An 18,802-nucleotide genomic window follows, 5' to 3' on the forward strand; every position below is an offset into this window, starting at 1 on the left:
CGAGCGCCACGAACAATGAAGCGGACACCGCCGCAGCCGTTGGCTGCGGCGGCGGTTTCCCGTTTCAAACAAGGCGCCGTCGCGCTGGCGCTGGTCAGCGGGGTCATCAACATCCTCGGCCTGACCGCACCGCTTTTCATGCTCCAGGTTTACGACCGCGTGCTGGCAAGCCGCAGCATTCCAACCCTGCTGGGGTTCTCCGTGCTGGCGATGATCGCCTATGGTTTTCAATTGCTTCTCGAAATCATTCGGTCGCGCGTGCTGCTGCGCGCCGGTGAATTTTTCGATCATGAGCTTTCCCGCCGTGTCCATGAGGCAGTTGTGCGGCTTGCTTTGCAGACACGCGCGCCGGGTGATGGTCTCCAGGCCCTGCGCGACCTCGACAACATTCGCAGCTTTCTGTCCGGCCAGGGGCCGGCCGCCTTTTTCGATCTGCCATGGGCGCCGCTCTATCTAGCCATCTGCTTCGGCCTCCACGTATGGATCGGCCTCACCGCGCTGGCGGGGGCCGCCATTCTGACGGCCCTGACCATCCTCACCCACAAGTTGTCGTCGGCTCCGGTCCGGGAGACAATCAAATACGGCATGGAACGCAACGCGATCCTGGACGGGTCGCGCCGCAATGCGGAGGTAATCCGTGCATTAGGGCTCGGTGAACGAAGTGCAGACCGATGGATCGCGGTCAACAGGAAGTATCTGGCCGCGAACAGAAGGGCGGGAGACGTTGGCAACGCGCTCGGCGGCACCGCGCGCGTGTTTCGGATCATGTTGCAATCGGCGGTTCTTGGCGTCGGTGGGTATCTCGTCACTCAACAAAGTGCCACGGGCGGCGTCATGGTCGCCAGTTCCGTCATCTTGGGGCGCGCCCTCGCGCCTGTCGATCTCGCGGTCGCCACGTGGCGGTCCCTTTTGATCGCTCGGCAGAGTTGGGCGCGCCTGCGGGATCTCTTGTCGTTCGTCGCGCCTCAAGCAAACATGACCCCGCTGCCGAAGCCGAAGGCGAATCTCACCGCTGAGAGGGTCGGCATCGTGGCGCCGGGCCATAGAAAACCAACGGTCGTCGAGGTCAATTTCGGTATTCACGCCGGCAGCGCGCTCGGTATCATCGGTCCCAGCGGCAGTGGCAAATCGACCCTGACCCGCGTTCTCGTCGGGGTCTGGCATCCCGCCCATGGCACGGTGCGCCTTGACGGCGCCTCGCTCGAGCAATGGGACAACGAAAGTCTTGGCCGCCACATCGGCTACCTGCCGCAGGATGTCGAGCTGTTCGACGGGACAATCGCCGAGAACATCGCGCGTCTCGATCCCTCTGCGGATCCCGACCATGTCGTGAAGGCGGCGAAGGCGGCTGGCGTCCATGACCTCATTCTTCGTTTCGACAACGGATATGACACGCCAATCGGCGAGGGGGGATCGGCCCTTTCTGCGGGACAGCGTCAACGCATTGGTCTCGCACGGGCGCTTTATGGCGATCCGTTCCTCGTCGTTCTCGATGAGCCAAATTCCAATCTCGACACCGAAGGAGAGGGCACTGTCATTCAGGCGATCGCCGCCGTGCGTGCGCGCAAAGGAATAGCAATCGTCGTCGCACACCGGCCGAGTGTGCTCGGCATTGTCGATCTTATTCTGATGATGGAAAACGGTCGCGCAAGAGCTTTCGGCCCGCGCGATGAGATCCTGCCGCGGATGATGAGGCCGACTTCTGTCCAGCCTGGGTTGAAAAGCTCACCCGCTGATCAGAGGGGGACACATTCGCTCGGACCGCTTCGAGTCGTAGCGGCGCCCGACGACACGTCTCCGGTCCCAACAGAGGAAGGCGATGTCTAACGCTGATGCTGTCGCCGTGGTCCGCTCCATCCGGCACCACCTCATTTTCGGCGTTTTCGCTGTGCTTGCATTCACCGCTTGCATCGGCGGATGGTCGGCGGCGACAGAATTGGCTGGCGCCGTAGTCGCCGACGGCACCTTCGTCGTCGACTCCTATGTGAAAATGGTCCAACATCCGACCGGTGGTGTGGTCGGCGAATTGTTGGTTCGCGAGAGTCAGCTGGTCAAAGCAGGCGATGTGCTGATCCGCCTCGACGCCACCCAGGTTCGTGCAAACCTAGCCATCGTCAGCAAGCGCCTCAACGAACTGGCCGCCCGCGAGGCTCGGCTTGAGGCCGAGCGCGACGACAAGGACACGATCACGTTTCCGCCCCTTCTCACGGAGCATGCGAACGACCGCGAAGTGGCGCGCGCGATGCAGAGCGAACAGAATCTGTTTCGGTCACGGCACGACACGCGGATTAGCAAGAAGGCCCAGCTTGGGGAGCGTATCAAGGAATACGAGCACCAAATTTCCGGTCTGAAAGACCAGCAGGAAGCATTTGAGCATGGAATACGAGTTCGCGAGCGGGAGTTGGTGGATCTGCGCGACCTGCTGGCAAAAGGCGTCACGTCCGTCCAGCGGCTTAATGAACTGGAACGTGACAAGGCGACACTCGACGCTTATCGCGGCCAGGTCGTCGCGGGGCAGGCGCAGGCGGCGGGCAGTATCGCCGAAGCAAGATTGCAGAGTTTGCAGGTCGATCAAGACTTGAAGACCGAGGTCACCGGCGACCTGCGCGATACGCAGGCGCAGATTGGTGAATTTTCCGAACGCAGGATTGCCGCTGAGGATCAGTTGCGGCGCATCGACATGATCTCGCCCCAGGATGGCTGGGTGCACAACCTGTCGGTTCACACTGTCGGCGGGGTCATCGCTCCACGCGAAACAGTGATGGAGATCGTTCCCGACGAAGACCGCCTGACGCTGGAGGCGCATATCTCGCCAAAGGACATCCACGACGTCCATCTCGGGCAGGATGTAGTCCTGCGCCTGACCGCCTTCAACCTGCGCACGACGCCGGAGCTCGACGGGACAGTGAGCCGTGTCGCTGCGGACCTCACGCAGGACCAACGTACGGGCACATCCTTCTATGTCATCAGGATCGCCGTTCCGCCGGAACAGTTCGCTCGTATTGGCGAACGGAAGCTCGTTCCGGGAATGCCCGCCGAGGCCTTCATCCAGACCGGCGAACGCACCGCGCTTTCCTATCTTGTGAAACCGCTTTCGGATCAGATCAACCGTGCCTTCAGGGAAGAATAGCAAGGATGGCCACGATCGAAATCGAAAAGCCTCCTGCAACGCGCCGCGCCAAACGCCTAAAAGCCGCAACGAAGCGCTGGGGTGAGTCATGACGACAACACTTTCTGAACTGGTGTTCAGCGCCTTGTTCTTGATGTTCGTGAACACTTGCACGGTCTTCGCATTTCTATCCGAAGGACAATGTCGTCGGACCATGCGGGCCATCGTTGCGCTGTTCGACAGACGCATCCTCCGGAGCTTTCGTCCTGACGAGAATGGGCGGATTGCCAGCCAACGGGGACGGATCGTTTCAGTGCGGAGCCGACCGGTGGCGCGCATCGCCTCGTGAGCGGGTCGATGGCGCACAACCAAAAGCGCGATGGCGGCGAGGATGCGAATGGGCCAACGACCCGCGTTACGGGCATCGATTGATGGACGATTGGAAGGACGTGGCATGATACGATTGCCGAGGCGAGAATGGACGATCACGCCGTTGCTGCTGCTCGTCGTGTTGACCATGGCAATGTCCTGCGGGATCGCCCAACAGCCGGCCGCGCCGCCCGACACTAGCATTGCTGCGCCGTCGGCAGAGTCGATGAAGACGGTCAAGCCGTCTCCCGCCGAGACCACGCCAAGCGACCGTTCCGTGGCATCACGTGGCCCGGATTCGGAGCGCCGGGCCGGCCTGCCGCATGATTTGTCGCCCTGGGGCATGTTCATGGCGGCCGACTGGGTGGTGAAGGCGGTGATGATCGGCCTTGCCTTCGCCTCGCTCGCGACCTGGACTGTGGCTCTCGCCAAGACTGTCGAGGTTGTCTGTGCCCGCGCTAGAGCGACGCGGACAACTCAGGTCATTGCGTCATCGGAGAGCCTTGCAGACGCTGATCGCGTTCTTGCAAACCGGGGTGGGCCCACCGTGTTCATGGTGCGGTCCGCCGGCGAGGAACTGCGTCGGTCGTCCCGGATCCTCCTTCACGCCGGGGACGCCGGCGTGAAGGAGCGCGTCGCGTCGCGTCTCGCCCGCATCGAGGCCCAGGCTGGCCGCCGGCTGACCCGCGGCACCGGGCTGGTCGCCACCATTGGTGCAACCGCGCCCTTCGTCGGCCTGTTCGGCACGGTATGGGGGATCATGAACGCCTTCATCGGCATCTCGCAGACGCAGACCACCAATCTCGCGGTGGTGGCGCCCGGCATCGCCGAGGCGCTGCTCACGACCGCCGTCGGTCTCGTCGCCGCTGTTCCGGCGGTGGTCATCTATAATGTGTTCGCGCGCGCGGTCACCGGCTATCGGCAGGGTCTCGCCGATGCGGCCGCCGAGGTCGAACGGCTCGTCAGCCTCGATCTGGACTTGCGCAGGATGCCCGGCCCCCGCCAGCCTTCGACCTCCGCCGTGGCCGCGGAGTAGGCGTTATGGCCGGCGGCATCCGCGATCGCTTCAAGGACGATCTCGAGGACAACCATGAGATCAACGTCACGCCGTTCATCGACGTGATGCTGGTGCTCTTGATCATCTTCATGGTCGCGGCGCCGCTCGCGACCGTCGATGTTCATGTCGATCTGCCGGCCTCGACCGCGCCGCCGGCGCCGCCTCCCGACAAGCCGGTTTACCTGACGTTGAAGCAGGACCTCACGCTCAATCTCGGCAACGACCCGGTGCCACGGGAGAGACTGCAAGCGGCGATCGAATCGTTCACTGGAGGCAACAAGGATGCGCGCGTCTTCCTGCGCGCTGGCAGGACCGTCGACTATCAACATCTCATGGAGGTGATGAACCTGCTGCGCGAGGCGAGCTATCTGAAGGTCGCGCTGGTCGGCCTCGAAGCGGCGTCAGCAAGCAAGAGCGAACCCGATGAGGCCCGCCCATCACCTGCGGTGGCTGCGCCATGAACGACTTCAATGGCTCGATCACGCGCCGGGCCAAGGTGAGCGAAGCCCTGCTGTGGCTGGCTGCGGGCCTCGTTACGGTCGGCGTCCATGCCGGAGCCGTGGCCTGGCTGCTGCGCGGGAAGGTGGTCGTGGCTGCAGACAATTCACCGCCGGCCGCGATCATGATCGAGCTCGCGGCCGCGCCGGAAGCAATCCAGGCTGCGCGGAACGAGATCACGCCGGACCAGAAATTGGCAGAAGAAAGCGTGCGGCGGAAGGAGCAGAGAGGCGAAGAACGGCCGCCTGAGCAGACGGCCGAACCGGCCACCAGGCCGGTCCAGCCGGCCGAACACCAGGAGATCAAGGAGAAGACCGTCGTGCTGGATAAAGCGGAGGTCCAGCTTCCGACGGAGCAGCCGAAGCCGAAGCCGAAGCAGGAAACCAAGAAGCAAAAACCGAAGGAGAACAAGCCGCCTCTTCGCAAGCAGCAAGCCGCTGCCGAATCGAAGGTCGCCTGGCAGGCGCACGTGGAGGCTCGGCAATCGGACCGCATTGCCGCCGCGCAGACCGCCTCGGGACTGTCGTCAATGTCGCCCGCCAATTGGCAGTCGCTGCTGATGGCTCATCTTGAGCGCCGCAAGCGCTATCCGTCGGACGCAAGAGAGCGCGGCGCGCGCGGGATCGCCTATGTGCGCTTCACGATCGACGGCGCCGGCAAGGTGCTGTCGGCAAGCCTGGTGCGATCGTCCGGATTCGCAGAACTCGATCAGGAGGTGGTGGCGCTGGTGCACCGGGCCTCGCCCGTTCCGGCGCCACCGCCGGGCGTCAGCCGGACGATCACCGTGCCGGTGAACTTCAACGTCAATTAGCGCGCTTCAAGGCGCCAGAGGATCGACAAAGCTACTGTCCTGATTTTCGCTCGAACCCCGCCCTGGCGAAAGGAGGGCGTGAAAGCAAGGAACACCGTTCTGGACGGTGGATTCAAACATGAGCCGGCCCGAACACCTGTTTCAAGAGTTTATCGACTCCCTGCAAACGGCGAGGGATGATCGCGAATTCGAACGGTTGGCAGCACGGTCGGCGCACGGCCTCGGCTTTCGATGGTTTGCGTATTTGAGCATGACCGAGAACGCGCCGAAGTTGATCTCCTCTTATCCGAGATCCTGGACCGACCGTTACTTCCGTCTGAACTATCAGCGCCTTGATCCGGTCATTCACCGCGCCCGCCATGAACACAGCCTGTTCGGCTGGACCACGCAGGGACCAATCCGCCTGCGCAGCAACGAGCAGCGACGGTTCTTCGTCGAGGCCGCGACCTTCGGCATCAAGTCCGGCATCACCATCCCGATCAGAAGCGGTTTCGGGCGAACCGCCGCATTCACCTTGGCAACCGACGATCCTAACTTGCAGCTCGACCGGTTGCTCGCTAGCTCAGGCGACATCCTGCAACTGATCGGCCTCTACTTCCACACCCATGTTTCCAAGCCGCCAGTCGCAACAGACGACGCCGGCAGCGGTGAGGCCATTCTCAGCCAGCGGGAGCGGCAGTGTCTGTCATGGGCCGCGCGCGGCAAGACGTTGGCCGAGACCGCAGTCCTGGTTGGCGTTACGCCTCGCACCATCGCGTTTCACGTGGAGAACGCCCGGCGCAAGCTCGGCGCGGTATCGATTGCGCATTGTGTCGCGCTGGCGCTCCGTCGCGGCCTTCTGTCCTAGCGCCGCGGGCGCCGACCTTTCCGGATACGGCTCAGCTCAAAAAAAGCGTATTCACTTCGTCTGGAAACGCTTCTGCTTGCTTGCTAACGGTTGCTCAAGCTTCCTGACCTTGGCAGGTGACCTGTCAAATAGCACAGGCGCTCGACGGCGCGCGTTCTGCTCTGCTGCGCTCTCGCTTAAAGGGAGCTCGCCATGCGCGTCATTGTTCTCGATCATCGTCAGGCCGGACAGCATCTCCATTTGCTTGCCGAGATGTTTCGGCTGCGCCGCCGCGTCTTCAAGGATCGTCTTGGCTGGACCGTCTCCGTGTCGGGAGATTTTGAAATCGACATATATGACACCCTGGATCCGACGTATCTTCTGGCTATCTCGGAGCAGGGGACGGTCTTGGGCTGTGTGCGGCTTCTGCCCACCACCGGCCCGAACATGCTGTCGGATACCTTTGCGGTCTTGCTCGGTTGCAAGGACGCACCACGAAGCGAGCACGTCCTGGAGAGCTCGAGATTCTGCGTCGACACCGAGCGTGCGCCTCAGATCGGCCATGCGGGTGTCAATCGAGCGACCTTCGTCCTGTTCGCTGCGATGTTGGAGACCATGCGAGCAAGGGGCGCTCGGTCAATCGTAACCGTCACTGACACCAGGATGGAGCGCATCCTCAGGCGCGCCGGGTGGCCGCTTGAAAGATTGGCTCCGCCGCAGGTACTTGGTCAAACCACCGCGCTGGCCGGACTGCTGCACGATTCCGATCGAGTGCTTGAGGCGATGTACCATCACGCCGGTCTTGACGGTGCCGTTGTTGTGCTTCCCGGTGCAGGGGCGACGGCCGGCCTGGTCAGTCTCGAGTTCACGGCTCAAACAGGATGAACCGATGTTGGCCGATCCTCACCATAGCTGCATTGTTCTGTTGAACCCGACGCGTGGCAGAACGGATGCGCTTGCCGCGCTGCGCAGCGGAAGTCTGTTCCTGCTTCCGGTCTGTCACGAGTTCTTTGCCGTGCCTCAGTTCGCGGTCGGCGCGTATGAACGGGACGCGCTTCCGGATCAGATCACCGCTTCACTTGAGCATGTTGATCTGGACGCTCTGACCTTGTGGCGAGATCATCGATTTGCAGAGCGTCTTGCCCGCGCCGATGTCAGTGTCATTTTCCTGGGCGGAGGATTTCTGGAGGAAGAGGTCCTCATTGCGGCACTGGAGGGGGCACGACAGGGTTACGATATCCGGCTGCTCGCAGACCTGGCGGTGGCGCGCCTGGAAGCCGACCGTGCGCTGGTTCTCGATCGGCTCGCCCACCATGGCATCGTCGCGACCACAATCCGGCAGGCCTTGTTGGAATGGGCGGTGTCGCTGGACAATCCGGCCGTGAGCCGAAAAATTCAAGGCTTGCTTTCATAGCAGGCGCCTCCCGCAAGCTCCCGCTTGCGGGCCGGGCTCTCGTGAACCGAGCCCGTCTTGCGGTCTCGGCCTTCGGCTTCAATCCCTGGCGCAGCCGCCGCACTGCGATCCTCATTGGCCGCACGCGCCTTTGTGAAAAAAGGGTGTCAAAAGCACAATCCTGAGAAGTGGAAACCGGTCTTCCATCGCGACAAACGCAAAGCGTTTGCATCGGAAGGTCACCTCAAACAAACAGATCGGATCGATCCGATTCCGTCCAATCGGATGGTCAAGCGCGTCGTGGATGCGCCGGCCACGGCGAACAAGCAGACCTGATGGAGCCGGCCGCCGGCGGCCGGCACATTTTGATCTGGCCCGCGGCGGCGGGGTGGGCGGCGCTCCCGTATAGCCCCGAACCGGCAGGCCGCAACCACGCCCCGCCAAAGCCGCTCATGACGATCATTTGCGTTGGCCGCGGTCCTCCGCATCCGCTCCGGCCGTTCCGGTGCTGCCTGCCTCTGCTGTTCGGGGCTGTCCGGTCGCTCTTCGCCGCCCACCCCGCCTTCCGGGGGGCCGGGCGTGGAAGAGGAGCGAGCGGAGATCGTCATGTCCAAAACGTCAGCGCAACGCCGTGCCACAACGACGAAACAAAGCCTCTATCAAGAAATCACCTCTCGGATCATCGCCGAGCTTGAGGCGGGCGTCTTCCCATGGGCGCGGCCGTGGGGCACCGGTGGCGGCAGCCAGGGGTTCGCGCTGCCGCAAAACGCCGCGACAGGCACGACGTACTCCGGCATCAATATCCTGATCCTGTGGGGCAGGCTGTTCGAAGCCGGCTTTACCTGCCAGCGCTGGCTCACCTTTCGCCAGGCAACAACCCTCGGCGGAAGCGTCCGCAAAGGCCAGCACGGCGTCACCGTTTGCTACGCCGACCGTTTTGTTCCGAAGCGGGACCGGCGAGCGGCCGAGCAGGCAAGCTCCGAGAGCACGGAAGCGGACGAGGAACAGGCCGCCGTTCCGTTCCTGCGCCGCTATACGGTTTTCAACGTCGACCAATGCGACGGCCTGCCAGACCACTGCTTTGCGCACACACCCGCGCTGCCGGATCGCGAGATCGTGCCGCAGGCCGAGGCGCTGGCCGCGGCAACCCGCGCCACGATCCACATCGGCGGCGCCAAAGCCTTCTACGATCGCGCGAACGACAGCGTCCAGATTCCACCGCAGCCCGCCTTCTTCGAGCAGATCAACTATTACCGGACGCTGTTTCATGAGCTCGGCCATTGGACCGGCCATGCCAGCCGCCTCAACCGTGATCTGTCCGGCGCGTTCGGGTCAAGGCTCTATGCCAATGAAGAGCTGGTCGCAGAACTGACGGCTGCCTTCGTCTGCGCTGCGCTGTCGATCAAGCCGACCGTGCGGCATGCCGACTATCTCGGCGCCTGGCTGAACGTCCTTCGCGAGGACAGCCGCGCCGTCTTCCGCGCCGCGAGCAAAGCCTCCAAAGCCGCCGACTTCCTGCTGGCGTTCGGCGCGGGCGGCTCCGCCGCGCAAGCAGCCCAAGGTGATGACGCGTCGTGATGGGTCTATCGGCGAGACCGGCGCAAGCCCAAAGCCAAATCACGCAAGCCGGCGAGCTGATGCCCGCCGGGAATTCCCCGCCTCTGGCTGCGGCCTGCGGCTGGAGCCGCCGGCGCGACCACAGGCCATCTCGCCGATCACAAAGCCTCTCGACCTCGGACCTCGTCGACACGGCCGCACGCAACCAACTGGGCCCACCCGCACCACAAAGGGAGAGCGAACCTCGACTGCGCAACATTGCCCTCAGCGAGCTCATCAGGGCGCCGGTCAATGTCCGAACCAGAGCACGGCGGCCACCAGGAAGATGCCCATGACGATCATCAGCGCGTCGACCTCGTTCGGTGGCGTGATGAAAGAGGCAGATGATGCGGCGCCGCCCGATGCGGGTGCAAATCTGTCGAGCCCGCCAACACGCTGAACACGATCATCCGCGATCATCTGCATGGCGAGGAACGCCCTTGTGCCGAAAGCTCCGCGCCGCGATGCATGCGTTTCCGATCAGCCATTTGATCCCGGACACGACACGGAAAAGTGCCGGCGCATGCAAAGCCATTAATGCTTTGTTTACTTGAGCTTGTGCTGCCCGATTCGGGCGCGGCGGCCTGATCCGGAGCCGAATTTTCCGTTGCCGAGTCGCGGACGAGTCAACCTGGCAGGCTGCAAATTTAGTGGATCGCGATCGGGCGACTCGCTCTATAGCTCGCAAAAAGCAAGCGCGTGCACCGCATCATGGAGCCTGAGATGGCGAGCCCGTTCAGGGGGTTTCCGGACCCGCAAGCAACAACGCTCAGGCGCATCTGCCTCGCTCAGGCCATCGTCGGCCTGTCGGCGCTGGCGTCGACCGCCGTGCTGCTGACGACGTCCATCATGCACGGGCTGCGCTAGAGCGTTTTCAAGCGAGGTGGACACCGGTTCGCATGGCAATCACGTTTACGCAGATTGCGTAGACCTATCTGCGCAGAAAACGCGTCAAAACAGGAAGCGAGAGCTTCGGTTCTGATTCAATCACAACCGAAAATGCTCCAGAGCTCACGGAAGCACCGTTTCCATCCGCGTCGGGCCTGGATCACCAACGCAGGCAAATTCAACAGCCGGAGCGCACGGCGCTCCACTGGCACAGGATGGCTAGAGGATGATCCGGAAAGTGGAAACCGGTTTTCCGAAAAGGTCATGCTCAAACAAGGAGATGAGATCATGATCCGCTTCCGTCCAATCGGATCATGATCTAGTCCAACCCGGTCTTGCCCTGCGCCCAATAGGCCTTGGTCTTCACCCGCGATGATGCGACGCCGGCTGCTTTCAGGGCCCGGCTTACGCGCTGGATCGACGATGCCTTGCCGGCAAGAACGAAATGCGCGCCGCGTGCGGCAAGGCGCAACATCTCGGCTTCGGCCGCGGCGAGATGGGCGTCGTCGGCGATGCGCTCGATCAACGTCGCTTGGCCGAGGCCGATCGCCTCCAGCACCGGCCGCGACTCCGCGACGTCCGAGGCCTCGAGCATATGGATTGCACCGTCGGCCTGCGGGCACTCGCGGAGCGCCGCCGCCAGGCCGAACGAGGTTTCATCGCCGAACAGGACCACCGGCGATTCAAGGCCCGATAGATCGAGCGAGCGGCGCGGACCGAAGAACTGGCAGGTGTCGCCTGCGCTCAAGTCCCTTGCCCATCGGCTGCCGGGACCGTCGCCATGCGCGAAGGTGAGCATGCGTATCCTGCCGTTGCCGGCGTCCCACGACATCGGTGTGTAGGTCCGCGCGCTGAGGCCCGAGCCGATCGCCACCTGGACCTTTTGGCCAGCCGTCCAGGCGACGTTCCTGAGCGCTTCGCCTTCCAGCTCGGCCAGCCGAAACTGCGGCGAGAGCGTCTCGACTGCGGCAACGCGCGCAGGACGCATCAGCCATCGCAGCAGCGTCCGCGTGAGTCGGCCCGGGGGCGCGAGCGGCGGCGTAGAAATTTGCCCGCGAACGGGTTGCATCAAAAATTCGCTCCATTCACCGACATGTCGAGGTCGCAGCCCCGAGCGGATCACTTCGTCTTCACCGTGAATTCGTTGCCGCGCCCGGGATCGACAGGCAGCGGCAGCGAGAGATAACCGTTCTGCGGATCGCGCACGTAGTCGATATAGCCTGAGGCTTCCGAGAACGCGTTCTCGCCGATGATGATCGCGCCGGGCTTCAGATGCGGCTCCAGCAGCTTGAGAATGGGAAGATAGAGGATGAAGGCGCCGTCGAGCATCACCATGTCGATGTCGCCGCCGACGCCGGGCTTGAGGGTTTCGCGCGCATCGCCGACCCGAAACTCGACCAGGTCGTCCAGCCCGGCGGCAGCGAGGTTCGCCCACGCGCGCTCCGCCTTGCTGGGTTCGAGATCGGTCCCGATCAGACGGCCGCCGCCCATGTCGCGCAGCGCTGCCGCCATGTAGATGGCGGAAACCCCCATCGACGAGCCGAACTCGACAATGCGCCTGGCCTTGCAGCTGCGGGCGCACATGTAGAGAAACCGCCCGAATTCCGGGGAGACGCTGAGGAAATTGCCGGCGAAACCATGATACAGTCCGGTTAGATCCTTGGTCTCCGCCTCGATGACCCGGGTGATCGCCTGCTCGGCATTGGTCATCTCGCTCGCGTAAGTTTGCATCAACGGTGCATCGGCCGCTTCGGCTTCCCGATGGAGGCGTTGGAGAATCTCCGCCACCGGGCCGCTGCTGAGTGAATCCATGTATCGGGCTCCTTCGGTCATGATCCGATTGGATGGAATCCGATCATGATCTCATCTCTTTGTTTTGCACACGATCTTCCCACGCAAACGCCTTGCTTGGTCGCGAGGGACAACCGGTTTCCACGTTTCCGGATCATGCTCTAGAATGCGCCCCCCGGCGCGCCAGAGGTGTCAGTGCTCAGAGGCAGGATAGGAGATCGCCCGCCTGACCGCATTCCGCAAACGGGACAATATATTGCGATTTCCGGTCAGTGCGCGCGTGGGGCTTCGCGCGATACGACGGAGATCACGCGGCGATGCGGCGTTCCGACAGATATCGGGCGGGCGGCTTGCCCAGGGCCTTGCGGAACATGGTGACGAAGGCGCTCGCGCCCTCATAGCCGAGATCGAGCGCCACGGTCTGGACCGACGCCCCTTGGTCTAAACGCTGCAGGGCAATGAGGATATGGAGCTGCTGGCGCCAGCGGCCGAAGCTCATGCCGGTCTCCCGTTTCAGGGCGCGGGTCAGGGTCCGCGGGGCAACGGCCATGCGCCGGCCCCACTCGTCTAACGTTGCGCGGTCGGAGGGATCGGCCATCATCGCGGCGGCGATCTTGCGCAGCTTGGCGTCGACCGGCATCGGGAAGTTCAGCTTCTCGACGGGCGCTACAGACAGTTGGTCGAGCAGCACCGTGGCGATCCGGCCGTCGGCGCCGTCGACGTCGTACAGGACCGGCATCTCGGTGACGTGCAGCAGCAAACGCTCCAGCAATGGCGAGATCGACAGCGTGCAGCATTGCCTGGGCAGCGCCGAGGCCGCATCCGGTTCGACGAACAGAAGATATACCTCGACATTTCCGGCGAGGGTCACGCTGTGGGGAAGATTGCCAGGAATCCATACCGCGCAGCGCGGCGGCACGATCCAGACGCTTTGGTCGGCTTCGCACCTGACGACGCCCCGCAAGGTCAGGACAAGCTGGGCCTTCCGATGCTCGTGAATGGCCATCTCCATGCCCTTGGTGACCATGTCGACGCCGACGGCGACGACGGCGCGTGGCACGTCCTCGGGAGAGAAACCGGCGCCACCAGCGGAGGCGAGGTCGTTTTCCTCGGGACGATAGAACGGCATGGCGGCTGAAGATCGATCCGAATGCGACTGACCAGATCAGACAATATCAGTCCGCGGTTGCGCCTATCAACAGGGCAGCCCCGCTTTGGAGCATGATCCGGAAAAGTGGAAACCGGTTTTCCCTGCGACAAACGCAAAGCGTTTGCGTGGGAAGATCATGCTTAAACAAAGAGATGAGATCATGGTCCGATTCCATCTCATCGGATCATGTCTAGCCGGCGGCTCTCCACCGCCGACACATTCACGGCAAATATTGAATGTCGGTCGGTCCCCGCCGTCGGCGCGACCCGTTTGACCAGGCGATCAAGATGGTGGTCACAGCGGATTCCACCGGACGCCGACGCGTAGCGCGAACAGGCCGTCGGGCCCGTCGGCGAACGAACTACTTCTTTTTCTTCTTGGCTTTTTCGCGGTGGTCTTCTTCGCCTTTTTCGCTTTCTTGGCCATGGGGCCTTCCATCAATCGTTCAAAGAAAATCATCAAGGCGCGGGCCCCGTGAATCGGCCTGCATGAAGAAAGCATAGCATCGAATTTGCCGGCTTGATATCGGGAGGCCCTCATCGCGCCGCGTGAATGGCGTGGAGTCGTCCCGCATGAAAAGATCATGCGTCAGGGCGACGGAATGGCCCCGCCGAGCGGTCGTCACCAGGGCTGATGGCGGCAGTCCGCAGGATTTCAGATCAGGACGAACGCTGTCGTCACCCGGATGCAGCGCGCCCCAGATTGGCAGGGCGCGTGCGGAGGCCGACATGGGCGCCGCAGGCGACAGGCTCACATCGTCCTTGCCGCTGTTCTCACGGCTGCGAACCGGCCTTGCGCAGACGTCGCGCGGGGTTCTTCCGCAAAACAGGGCAGGGCTTTTCGCTGTCGTCCGGTTCGGGATGAGGTCGATGTCGGCGCGGATGGAGACGGTCCTGTGCTGGTCTTGCTCGCCGCATGTCGCGCTGCGACGGCCCGATCGGGCAGGGCCTTGTCCTTATCCGTTGACTGCGGGTCCGATCTCCCTGCGCGTGGCAAACAGACCTATGGCAAGCGCCCCGCCTCTTCAAAACCCTCGCCGTCGGCTTTTTTCCCCGCCGGAACAGTTCCGGCTCCTCGCGGCCGCTTCGCTCTCAAAAAAGCTGCCGGGTCGGGTGCTCCGCATTCGCTCTGCCCCGCGTGGATGCGGGTTCGAAGGCGTTGCGCCCGCCATCACGGTCTCGCCATCGCGAGGGGATCGGCTCCTCGCGAACAACAGATGAGGACAAGACCATGACCGCCATCGGATACGTCACCAAGAACGACAACGGCAGCTACAAGGGCCAGCTCCGGACCGTCTCCATCCGCGCCGACATCGACATCATCCCGAACCGGGACAAGACCGCCGATACCCATCCCGACTTCCGCGTCGTGACCCAGGGCGTCGAGATCGGCGCGGGCTGGATCCGCCGGGGCGAGAACAGCGGCAGGGACTATGTGAGCCTGTCGCTCGCCGCGCCCGAGTTCGGTCCGCGCAAGCTTTACGCCAATCTCGGCCGCGCCGCCGGCCAGGATGACGACAGCGTGTTCGCCCTGATCTGGAACCCGGCGGACTGACGCCAAACGGCCCCCGCGACAACTGCTCGCGGGGGCCGTCCTCTCGCCCCATTTGATCGAAACGATCGGCTCGAGAAGACGTCAACGTCCCGGGGGCGGTTCTGAACGACGCCAGCAATCAAGCGCGCCAAGGCGCCCGCGCCGCGTCTCTTGACGCGACAGGCTTCGACGCCAGCGACTGGGCCTGGGAGTTCTTGCGCCGCAATCCCGACTACATCGGCGAATGGCGCAGCGCCGTTCCGCGACATCTGCCCTGCATTACGTTGAAGGACGGCACGCAGGTCTTGCGGCTGCCGCGACGCTTTCCCCGCGCCGAAAAATGGGGTCTCTCCGCCTTTGCCGACCCGGGGCTGGATGCACCCAAGGTGCCGGTGTTCTGGCACGCCCATGCGCTGAAACGGATCGTCCGCCTGGATGCACGGAAGCCGAGGTCAGATGCAGACGCCGCCCGGTTCTCACTGGCCGGCTTCAAGGTCGAACGCAGGGCCGTCATTAACGTGGACGGCATTCCACTCGTGCTGATCAAGGGAAACGGTGCCTATGTCGCCGTCGAAATCCACGGCCTCTCCGTCCTGACCGCCTCCTTTGCGCCGGTCTTCGAACTGCACGACCTTGCTGACCTTGCGGCGCAGACCGAGCTCTTGAAGCGATTGCAGCGCTTCACTGAAGCTGACGTGAGAACGGTTCCAAGGCAGGCGGGAAGCGGCGATGAACGCCTCCATCACGCGCTGATCGCGCTCGATGAAAGCCTCAACGGCAAGACCTACCGGCAGATCGCGATCACGATCTTCGGAGAGAAAAAAGTTGCCGAGGAATGGCTCGGTCCCAGTCAGTTTCTCAAGGATCGCACGCGCCGGCTTGTCGCCAAGGGAACCGAGTTGATGAAGGGCGGCTATCGCGATCTGCTGTATTAGAACGTTTCAAGCGAAGTCGGTACCGGCTCGCGTGAAGAACACGCATCAAAACAGGAATCGAGGGCTTCGGTTCTGATTCAATCAGAACTGAAGCTACTTTAGAACTTGGCTGGCCGTTGTCGGATGCCGGTCTTGCGCACGCCGATCGTCGCCCGCTTGACGAGCTTGGCTCGCGCGGGATGGCGAAACGGGCGCCTCTCATCTTCACCACTCCCAAAACCGCTCACAATCAGACGACGCTTCCTCTCCTACCTCAATCCCAGGGAGGTATGGAATAGGGAGCGTCGAAATGACCAAGAATGAAGAAAAGGTGCCGGACAAGCCGTTCCTCAATACCGTCGAGGCCGCCGCCTGGCTGAGGCTCACCAAGAACACGCTGGAGAAGATGCGGGTGCAGGGGCGAGGGCCCGCCTACCGCAAGCACGGACGCTACGTCCGCTACCACATCGAAGATCTCGTTGAATGGTCGCAGGCCAACAAGCGGAGGTCGACCTCCAATGCCGATTGATCGCACCCAATTGCCGCGCCAGGTCGGTATTCTCTCGACCACGTGCGCCGGCATCATTGCCATGCTGGTGTCGTCCGCACCCGCGGTACCGCTTCTGATCTACAACGCCTCGGGCAGCGCGCCCTTGGGCTTCTATTATCTGGAGCCACGATTGCCGAAGCGCGGTGAGCTCGCAGTATTCAAGCCGCCGCCGGCGATCGAATTGTTCATCATCGCGCACAAAATCTTGCCCGTGCCGGTGCCGCTGCTGAAACAGGTCGCCGCTATCGGCGGTGACGAAGTCTGCCGCGCCAAGGACCCGATTGGCACCATTGCCATCAACGGAAAGGTCATCGCCGAGGTGCTCGACAAGGACCGCGACGGGCGGCCGCTGCCGGCCTGGGAGGGGTGCTTGAGGCTCGTCGAGGGCGAGTTCTTTCTGCTGCAGCCACACCCGCATTCGTTCGACTCGCGATATTTCGGGCCGGTGTTGAGGTGCGATATTGTCGGCGTGGCGCGGCCGATCTGGACCTGGAATCCACCTGGCTAAAGCCGGGTGACTTTTCTTCGCATCGTCATCCCTCTTTGTTTGTGCATGATCTTCCCACGCAAACGCTTTGCCTTTGTCGCGAGTGAAAACCGGTTTCCACGTTTTTGGATCATGCTCTAACAGTCACCGCGGAGCGCGGCATCATGTGCCGCAGGAGCCGGGTGCCCCGGGCGGGCAGCCGGCGGGATTTCGCGGGGATCGGCCAAGTAAGCGGCCAAAATGGCCATCAGGTAAGATTTTCTGCAGTTGTTTAAATTACTTATATGAAGTTATGGATCGGCCAAAATTGACTTCCAAGCTTCTCGCCAAAATCGGCCACAGGACCGGCCAAAGCGGCCGCCATTAACAAGAAAATTATTCATTTTTAATGCCTTAGCATGGCATAAAATCGGCCGACATGAACCCACGTCCCGAAACCGTCGAACGCATCGAGCCCGCTAGGCTGGAGGAGATTTCCGAAGCCATCTCGGACGTGGTGGCGGAGCCTTTCGGCGGCAACCGCCAAGCTCGGTTACGCGCTCCATCCGCAGACCGCGGCCCATCTGGCGGATCTCGTGCGGATCATGAACACCTACTACAGCAACCTGATCGAAGGTCATAACACCCGGCCACGGGATATCGAACGCGCGATCGGCGGTCATTTCGACAACGACGAAGGGCGGCGCAATCTGCAGATCGAGGCGGCCGCCCACGTCCATGTGCAGTCCGAAATCGATTCCATGGCGCTCGACAATCGCCTGCCTGAACCGGCCTCGATCGATTTCATTCTCTGGCTCCATCGCGAATTCTATCGCGACGCTTCCCCCGAAATGCTTCGGATCTGCGGCAATGGCACAAAGTTCACGATGGAGCCCGGCACCTGGCGGTCGCGAAACGAGCACGACGTTGCGGTCGGCCGGCATCAGCCACCTTCCAGCGAGCGTGTCGCGGCCTTTATGGAATATTTCGCGGAGCGTTATCGCTTCGAACGCCTGGGCAAGGCGGCGCGGATCATCGCCATTCCAGCGGCGCATCATCGCTTCAACTACATTCATCCGTTCGCGGACGGCAATGGTCGTGTCAGCCGCCTGATGAGCCACGCCATGGCGTATCAGGCCGGCATCGGAGCCCGTGGACTGTGGTCGATCTCGCGCGGACTGGCGCGTGGTCTTACCGGCCCAGGCGATTACAGGCGGATGATGGACCACGCCGACACGCCCCGGCAGGGCGATCTCGATGGCCGTGGCAACCTCTCGCAACGCGCTTTGAGCGAATTCATTCTCTGGTTCCTGCGCGTGTGCCTCGATCAGGTGACGTTCATGTCAGGCTTGTTCGAGATCGACACGTTGGCTCAGCGATTGCGGAGTTTCGTCGACCGCAGCGAGAAGCTCAAGCCTGAAGCCGCCCGTCTTCTGGAGGAAGCGCTCATACGCGGACAGTTCGAGCGCGGCGAAGTCCCGCGCATCACCAGCCTGCCCGAACGGACGGCACGGCGCGTCTTCAACGATGTCGTCGCGACCGGTCTTCTTGCGTCCGAAACGCCCAAGGGGCCGGTGTCGCTGCACTTTCCGATTGCTACGCTCGACGTGCTGTTTCCACGCCTGTTTCCGGAGATCTAGCAGTCTGCTGAAAAACCTTAAAATGGAGAGTTTTCGCCTTCTCGGCGGGTGTTGTTGGAGCGGCGGGGTGGGCGGTTGGATTTTTAGCCTGTTGTTAGGGACACCCTGACGCGAGGCGGCTAAACGGCAAGCAATTTGGGAATGCGGATCAGGTTGTAGGCGATCAGATTGAGCAGGAAGTCGGCGGCGACGCGAGCGATGCCGCGATGTT

The 18,802-nt window shown here is 62.6% G+C and carries 22 protein-coding genes; 16 read left to right on the plus strand and 6 right to left on the minus strand.

Features of this window, described 5'->3' with window-relative positions:
- Window positions 1-15: 15 nt before the first annotated feature.
- From ACZXDY_RS35115 to ACZXDY_RS35140, 6 genes are all read left to right on the plus strand, one after another.
- Window positions 16-1,827 carry a type I secretion system permease/ATPase gene (locus ACZXDY_RS35115; protein WP_463331808.1) on the plus strand — a complete coding sequence of 604 codons (1,812 nt, stop codon included), beginning with the start codon at window positions 16-18 and terminating at the stop codon, window positions 1,825-1,827.
- On the plus strand, window positions 1,820-3,130 hold the full coding sequence (locus ACZXDY_RS35120) for an HlyD family type I secretion periplasmic adaptor subunit (protein ID WP_463331807.1): 1,311 nt from the start codon (window positions 1,820-1,822) through the stop codon (window positions 3,128-3,130). The genes ACZXDY_RS35115 and ACZXDY_RS35120 overlap by 8 nt, the downstream gene beginning before the upstream one ends.
- Before the next feature lie 433 nt (window positions 3,131-3,563).
- Window positions 3,564-4,514, plus strand: coding sequence for a tonB-system energizer ExbB (gene exbB / locus ACZXDY_RS35125; RefSeq protein ID WP_463331806.1), 951 nt, complete (start codon window positions 3,564-3,566; stop codon window positions 4,512-4,514).
- A gap of 5 nt (window positions 4,515-4,519) precedes the next feature.
- Window positions 4,520-4,996 (plus strand): TonB system transport protein ExbD, encoded by a 477-nt coding sequence (gene exbD / locus ACZXDY_RS35130; protein ID WP_028168183.1) that lies wholly within the window; start codon window positions 4,520-4,522, stop codon window positions 4,994-4,996.
- Complete coding sequence (locus ACZXDY_RS35135; RefSeq protein WP_130229738.1) at window positions 4,993-5,844, plus strand: energy transducer TonB; 852 nt, start codon at window positions 4,993-4,995, stop codon at window positions 5,842-5,844. The genes exbD and ACZXDY_RS35135 overlap by 4 nt, the downstream gene beginning before the upstream one ends.
- Before the next feature lie 118 nt (window positions 5,845-5,962).
- A complete protein-coding gene (locus tag ACZXDY_RS35140; RefSeq protein ID WP_463331805.1) occupies window positions 5,963-6,691 on the plus strand; it encodes an autoinducer binding domain-containing protein in 729 nt (242 codons plus the stop codon).
- A 51-nt stretch (window positions 6,692-6,742) separates the two neighbouring features.
- Here the strand turns inward: ACZXDY_RS35140 and ACZXDY_RS35145 are convergent, their stop codons facing one another.
- Window positions 6,743-6,931 (minus strand): hypothetical protein, encoded by a 189-nt coding sequence (locus tag ACZXDY_RS35145; protein WP_051397184.1) that lies wholly within the window; start codon window positions 6,929-6,931, stop codon window positions 6,743-6,745.
- Window positions 6,932-6,943: 12 nt separating this feature from the next.
- Between ACZXDY_RS35145 and ACZXDY_RS35150 the strand changes: the two genes are divergently transcribed.
- From ACZXDY_RS35150 to ACZXDY_RS35165, 4 genes are all read left to right on the plus strand, one after another.
- The gene (locus ACZXDY_RS35150; protein WP_464348685.1) at window positions 6,944-7,555 is read left to right on the plus strand and encodes an acyl-homoserine-lactone synthase; all 612 of its coding nucleotides are present in this window, start codon (window positions 6,944-6,946) and stop codon (window positions 7,553-7,555) included.
- 4 nt (window positions 7,556-7,559) lie between these two features.
- Window positions 7,560-8,084 carry a cysteine hydrolase family protein gene (locus ACZXDY_RS35155; RefSeq protein WP_463331803.1) on the plus strand — a complete coding sequence of 175 codons (525 nt, stop codon included), beginning with the start codon at window positions 7,560-7,562 and terminating at the stop codon, window positions 8,082-8,084.
- 114 nt (window positions 8,085-8,198) lie between these two features.
- A complete protein-coding gene (locus tag ACZXDY_RS35160) occupies window positions 8,199-8,399 on the plus strand; it encodes a hypothetical protein (RefSeq protein ID WP_463331802.1) in 201 nt (66 codons plus the stop codon).
- A gap of 270 nt (window positions 8,400-8,669) precedes the next feature.
- Window positions 8,670-9,641 carry an ArdC family protein gene (locus ACZXDY_RS35165; RefSeq protein ID WP_463331801.1) on the plus strand — a complete coding sequence of 324 codons (972 nt, stop codon included), beginning with the start codon at window positions 8,670-8,672 and terminating at the stop codon, window positions 9,639-9,641.
- A gap of 267 nt (window positions 9,642-9,908) precedes the next feature.
- Here ACZXDY_RS35165 and ACZXDY_RS35170 read toward each other — a convergent pair whose 3' ends face one another.
- Window positions 9,909-10,085, minus strand: coding sequence for a hypothetical protein (locus ACZXDY_RS35170; protein ID WP_463331800.1), 177 nt, complete (start codon window positions 10,083-10,085; stop codon window positions 9,909-9,911).
- Between the two features lie 273 nt (window positions 10,086-10,358).
- Between ACZXDY_RS35170 and ACZXDY_RS35175 the strand changes: the two genes are divergently transcribed.
- Window positions 10,359-10,526: a hypothetical protein gene (locus ACZXDY_RS35175; RefSeq protein ID WP_155255529.1), complete on the plus strand. Its 168-nt coding sequence runs from the start codon at window positions 10,359-10,361 to the stop codon at window positions 10,524-10,526.
- A 340-nt stretch (window positions 10,527-10,866) separates the two neighbouring features.
- Here the strand turns inward: ACZXDY_RS35175 and ACZXDY_RS35180 are convergent, their stop codons facing one another.
- From ACZXDY_RS35180 to ACZXDY_RS35195, 4 genes are all read right to left on the minus strand, one after another.
- Entirely contained in the window at window positions 10,867-11,535 is a 669-nt protein-coding gene (locus tag ACZXDY_RS35180) for a siderophore-interacting protein (protein WP_463331799.1), read from the minus strand.
- 131 nt (window positions 11,536-11,666) lie between these two features.
- Window positions 11,667-12,359, minus strand: a complete 693-nt coding sequence (locus tag ACZXDY_RS35185; protein ID WP_463331798.1) for an O-methyltransferase — start codon at window positions 12,357-12,359, stop codon at window positions 11,667-11,669.
- Between the two features lie 286 nt (window positions 12,360-12,645).
- Window positions 12,646-13,467 (minus strand): AraC family transcriptional regulator, encoded by an 822-nt coding sequence (locus ACZXDY_RS35190; protein WP_463331797.1) that lies wholly within the window; start codon window positions 13,465-13,467, stop codon window positions 12,646-12,648.
- A 315-nt stretch (window positions 13,468-13,782) separates the two neighbouring features.
- On the minus strand, window positions 13,783-13,914 hold the full coding sequence (locus ACZXDY_RS35195; protein ID WP_463331796.1) for a hypothetical protein: 132 nt from the start codon (window positions 13,912-13,914) through the stop codon (window positions 13,783-13,785).
- Window positions 13,915-14,718: 804 nt separating this feature from the next.
- Here ACZXDY_RS35195 and ACZXDY_RS35200 point away from each other — a divergent pair.
- The 5 genes from ACZXDY_RS35200 to ACZXDY_RS35220 all read left to right on the plus strand — a co-directional run bounded on the left by ACZXDY_RS35200 (window position 14,719) and on the right by ACZXDY_RS35220 (window position 18,591).
- Window positions 14,719-15,042, plus strand: coding sequence for a DUF736 domain-containing protein (locus ACZXDY_RS35200; RefSeq protein WP_028168174.1), 324 nt, complete (start codon window positions 14,719-14,721; stop codon window positions 15,040-15,042).
- A gap of 101 nt (window positions 15,043-15,143) precedes the next feature.
- Window positions 15,144-15,956: a DNA -binding domain-containing protein gene (locus tag ACZXDY_RS35205; RefSeq protein WP_463331811.1), complete on the plus strand. Its 813-nt coding sequence runs from the start codon at window positions 15,144-15,146 to the stop codon at window positions 15,954-15,956.
- A gap of 289 nt (window positions 15,957-16,245) precedes the next feature.
- Window positions 16,246-16,464, plus strand: a complete 219-nt coding sequence (locus ACZXDY_RS35210) for a helix-turn-helix domain-containing protein (RefSeq protein ID WP_028168173.1) — start codon at window positions 16,246-16,248, stop codon at window positions 16,462-16,464.
- The gene (locus tag ACZXDY_RS35215; RefSeq protein ID WP_463331795.1) at window positions 16,454-16,993 is read left to right on the plus strand and encodes a S26 family signal peptidase; all 540 of its coding nucleotides are present in this window, start codon (window positions 16,454-16,456) and stop codon (window positions 16,991-16,993) included. The genes ACZXDY_RS35210 and ACZXDY_RS35215 overlap by 11 nt, the downstream gene beginning before the upstream one ends.
- Before the next feature lie 563 nt (window positions 16,994-17,556).
- The gene (locus ACZXDY_RS35220; RefSeq protein ID WP_463331794.1) at window positions 17,557-18,591 is read left to right on the plus strand and encodes a Fic family protein; all 1,035 of its coding nucleotides are present in this window, start codon (window positions 17,557-17,559) and stop codon (window positions 18,589-18,591) included.
- Window positions 18,592-18,802 lie beyond the last annotated feature (211 nt).

It is taken from the genome of Bradyrhizobium sp. LeoB3 (assembly GCF_055456055.1).

What these genes read in the sequence shown, in the direction of transcription:
- ACZXDY_RS35150 (WP_464348685.1), top strand. Translation starts at nt 6,944, where the DNA reads ATGTTTCGGCTGCGCCGCCGCGTCTTCAAGGATCGTCTTGGCTGGACC.
- ACZXDY_RS35115 (WP_463331808.1), top strand. Translation starts at nt 16, where the DNA reads ATGAAGCGGACACCGCCGCAGCCGTTGGCTGCGGCGGCGGTTTCCCGT.
- ACZXDY_RS35200 (WP_028168174.1), top strand. Translation starts at nt 14,719, where the DNA reads ATGACCGCCATCGGATACGTCACCAAGAACGACAACGGCAGCTACAAG.
- ACZXDY_RS35120 (WP_463331807.1), top strand. Translation starts at nt 1,820, where the DNA reads ATGTCTAACGCTGATGCTGTCGCCGTGGTCCGCTCCATCCGGCACCAC.
- exbD (WP_028168183.1), top strand. Translation starts at nt 4,520, where the DNA reads ATGGCCGGCGGCATCCGCGATCGCTTCAAGGACGATCTCGAGGACAAC.
- exbB (WP_463331806.1), top strand. Translation starts at nt 3,564, where the DNA reads ATGATACGATTGCCGAGGCGAGAATGGACGATCACGCCGTTGCTGCTG.
- ACZXDY_RS35155 (WP_463331803.1), top strand. Translation starts at nt 7,560, where the DNA reads ATGTTGGCCGATCCTCACCATAGCTGCATTGTTCTGTTGAACCCGACG.
- ACZXDY_RS35145 (WP_051397184.1), bottom strand. Translation starts at nt 6,931, where the DNA reads ATGGAGATGCTGTCCGGCCTGACGATGATCGAGAACAATGACGCGCAT.
- ACZXDY_RS35180 (WP_463331799.1), bottom strand. Translation starts at nt 11,535, where the DNA reads ATGCGTCCTGCGCGCGTTGCCGCAGTCGAGACGCTCTCGCCGCAGTTT.
- ACZXDY_RS35170 (WP_463331800.1), bottom strand. Translation starts at nt 10,085, where the DNA reads ATGCAGATGATCGCGGATGATCGTGTTCAGCGTGTTGGCGGGCTCGAC.
- ACZXDY_RS35220 (WP_463331794.1), top strand. Translation starts at nt 17,557, where the DNA reads ATGAACACCTACTACAGCAACCTGATCGAAGGTCATAACACCCGGCCA.
- ACZXDY_RS35140 (WP_463331805.1), top strand. Translation starts at nt 5,963, where the DNA reads ATGAGCCGGCCCGAACACCTGTTTCAAGAGTTTATCGACTCCCTGCAA.
- ACZXDY_RS35215 (WP_463331795.1), top strand. Translation starts at nt 16,454, where the DNA reads ATGCCGATTGATCGCACCCAATTGCCGCGCCAGGTCGGTATTCTCTCG.
- ACZXDY_RS35195 (WP_463331796.1), bottom strand. Translation starts at nt 13,914, where the DNA reads ATGGCCAAGAAAGCGAAAAAGGCGAAGAAGACCACCGCGAAAAAGCCA.
- ACZXDY_RS35135 (WP_130229738.1), top strand. Translation starts at nt 4,993, where the DNA reads ATGAACGACTTCAATGGCTCGATCACGCGCCGGGCCAAGGTGAGCGAA.
- ACZXDY_RS35185 (WP_463331798.1), bottom strand. Translation starts at nt 12,359, where the DNA reads ATGGATTCACTCAGCAGCGGCCCGGTGGCGGAGATTCTCCAACGCCTC.
- ACZXDY_RS35210 (WP_028168173.1), top strand. Translation starts at nt 16,246, where the DNA reads ATGACCAAGAATGAAGAAAAGGTGCCGGACAAGCCGTTCCTCAATACC.
- ACZXDY_RS35165 (WP_463331801.1), top strand. Translation starts at nt 8,670, where the DNA reads ATGTCCAAAACGTCAGCGCAACGCCGTGCCACAACGACGAAACAAAGC.
- ACZXDY_RS35190 (WP_463331797.1), bottom strand. Translation starts at nt 13,467, where the DNA reads ATGCCGTTCTATCGTCCCGAGGAAAACGACCTCGCCTCCGCTGGTGGC.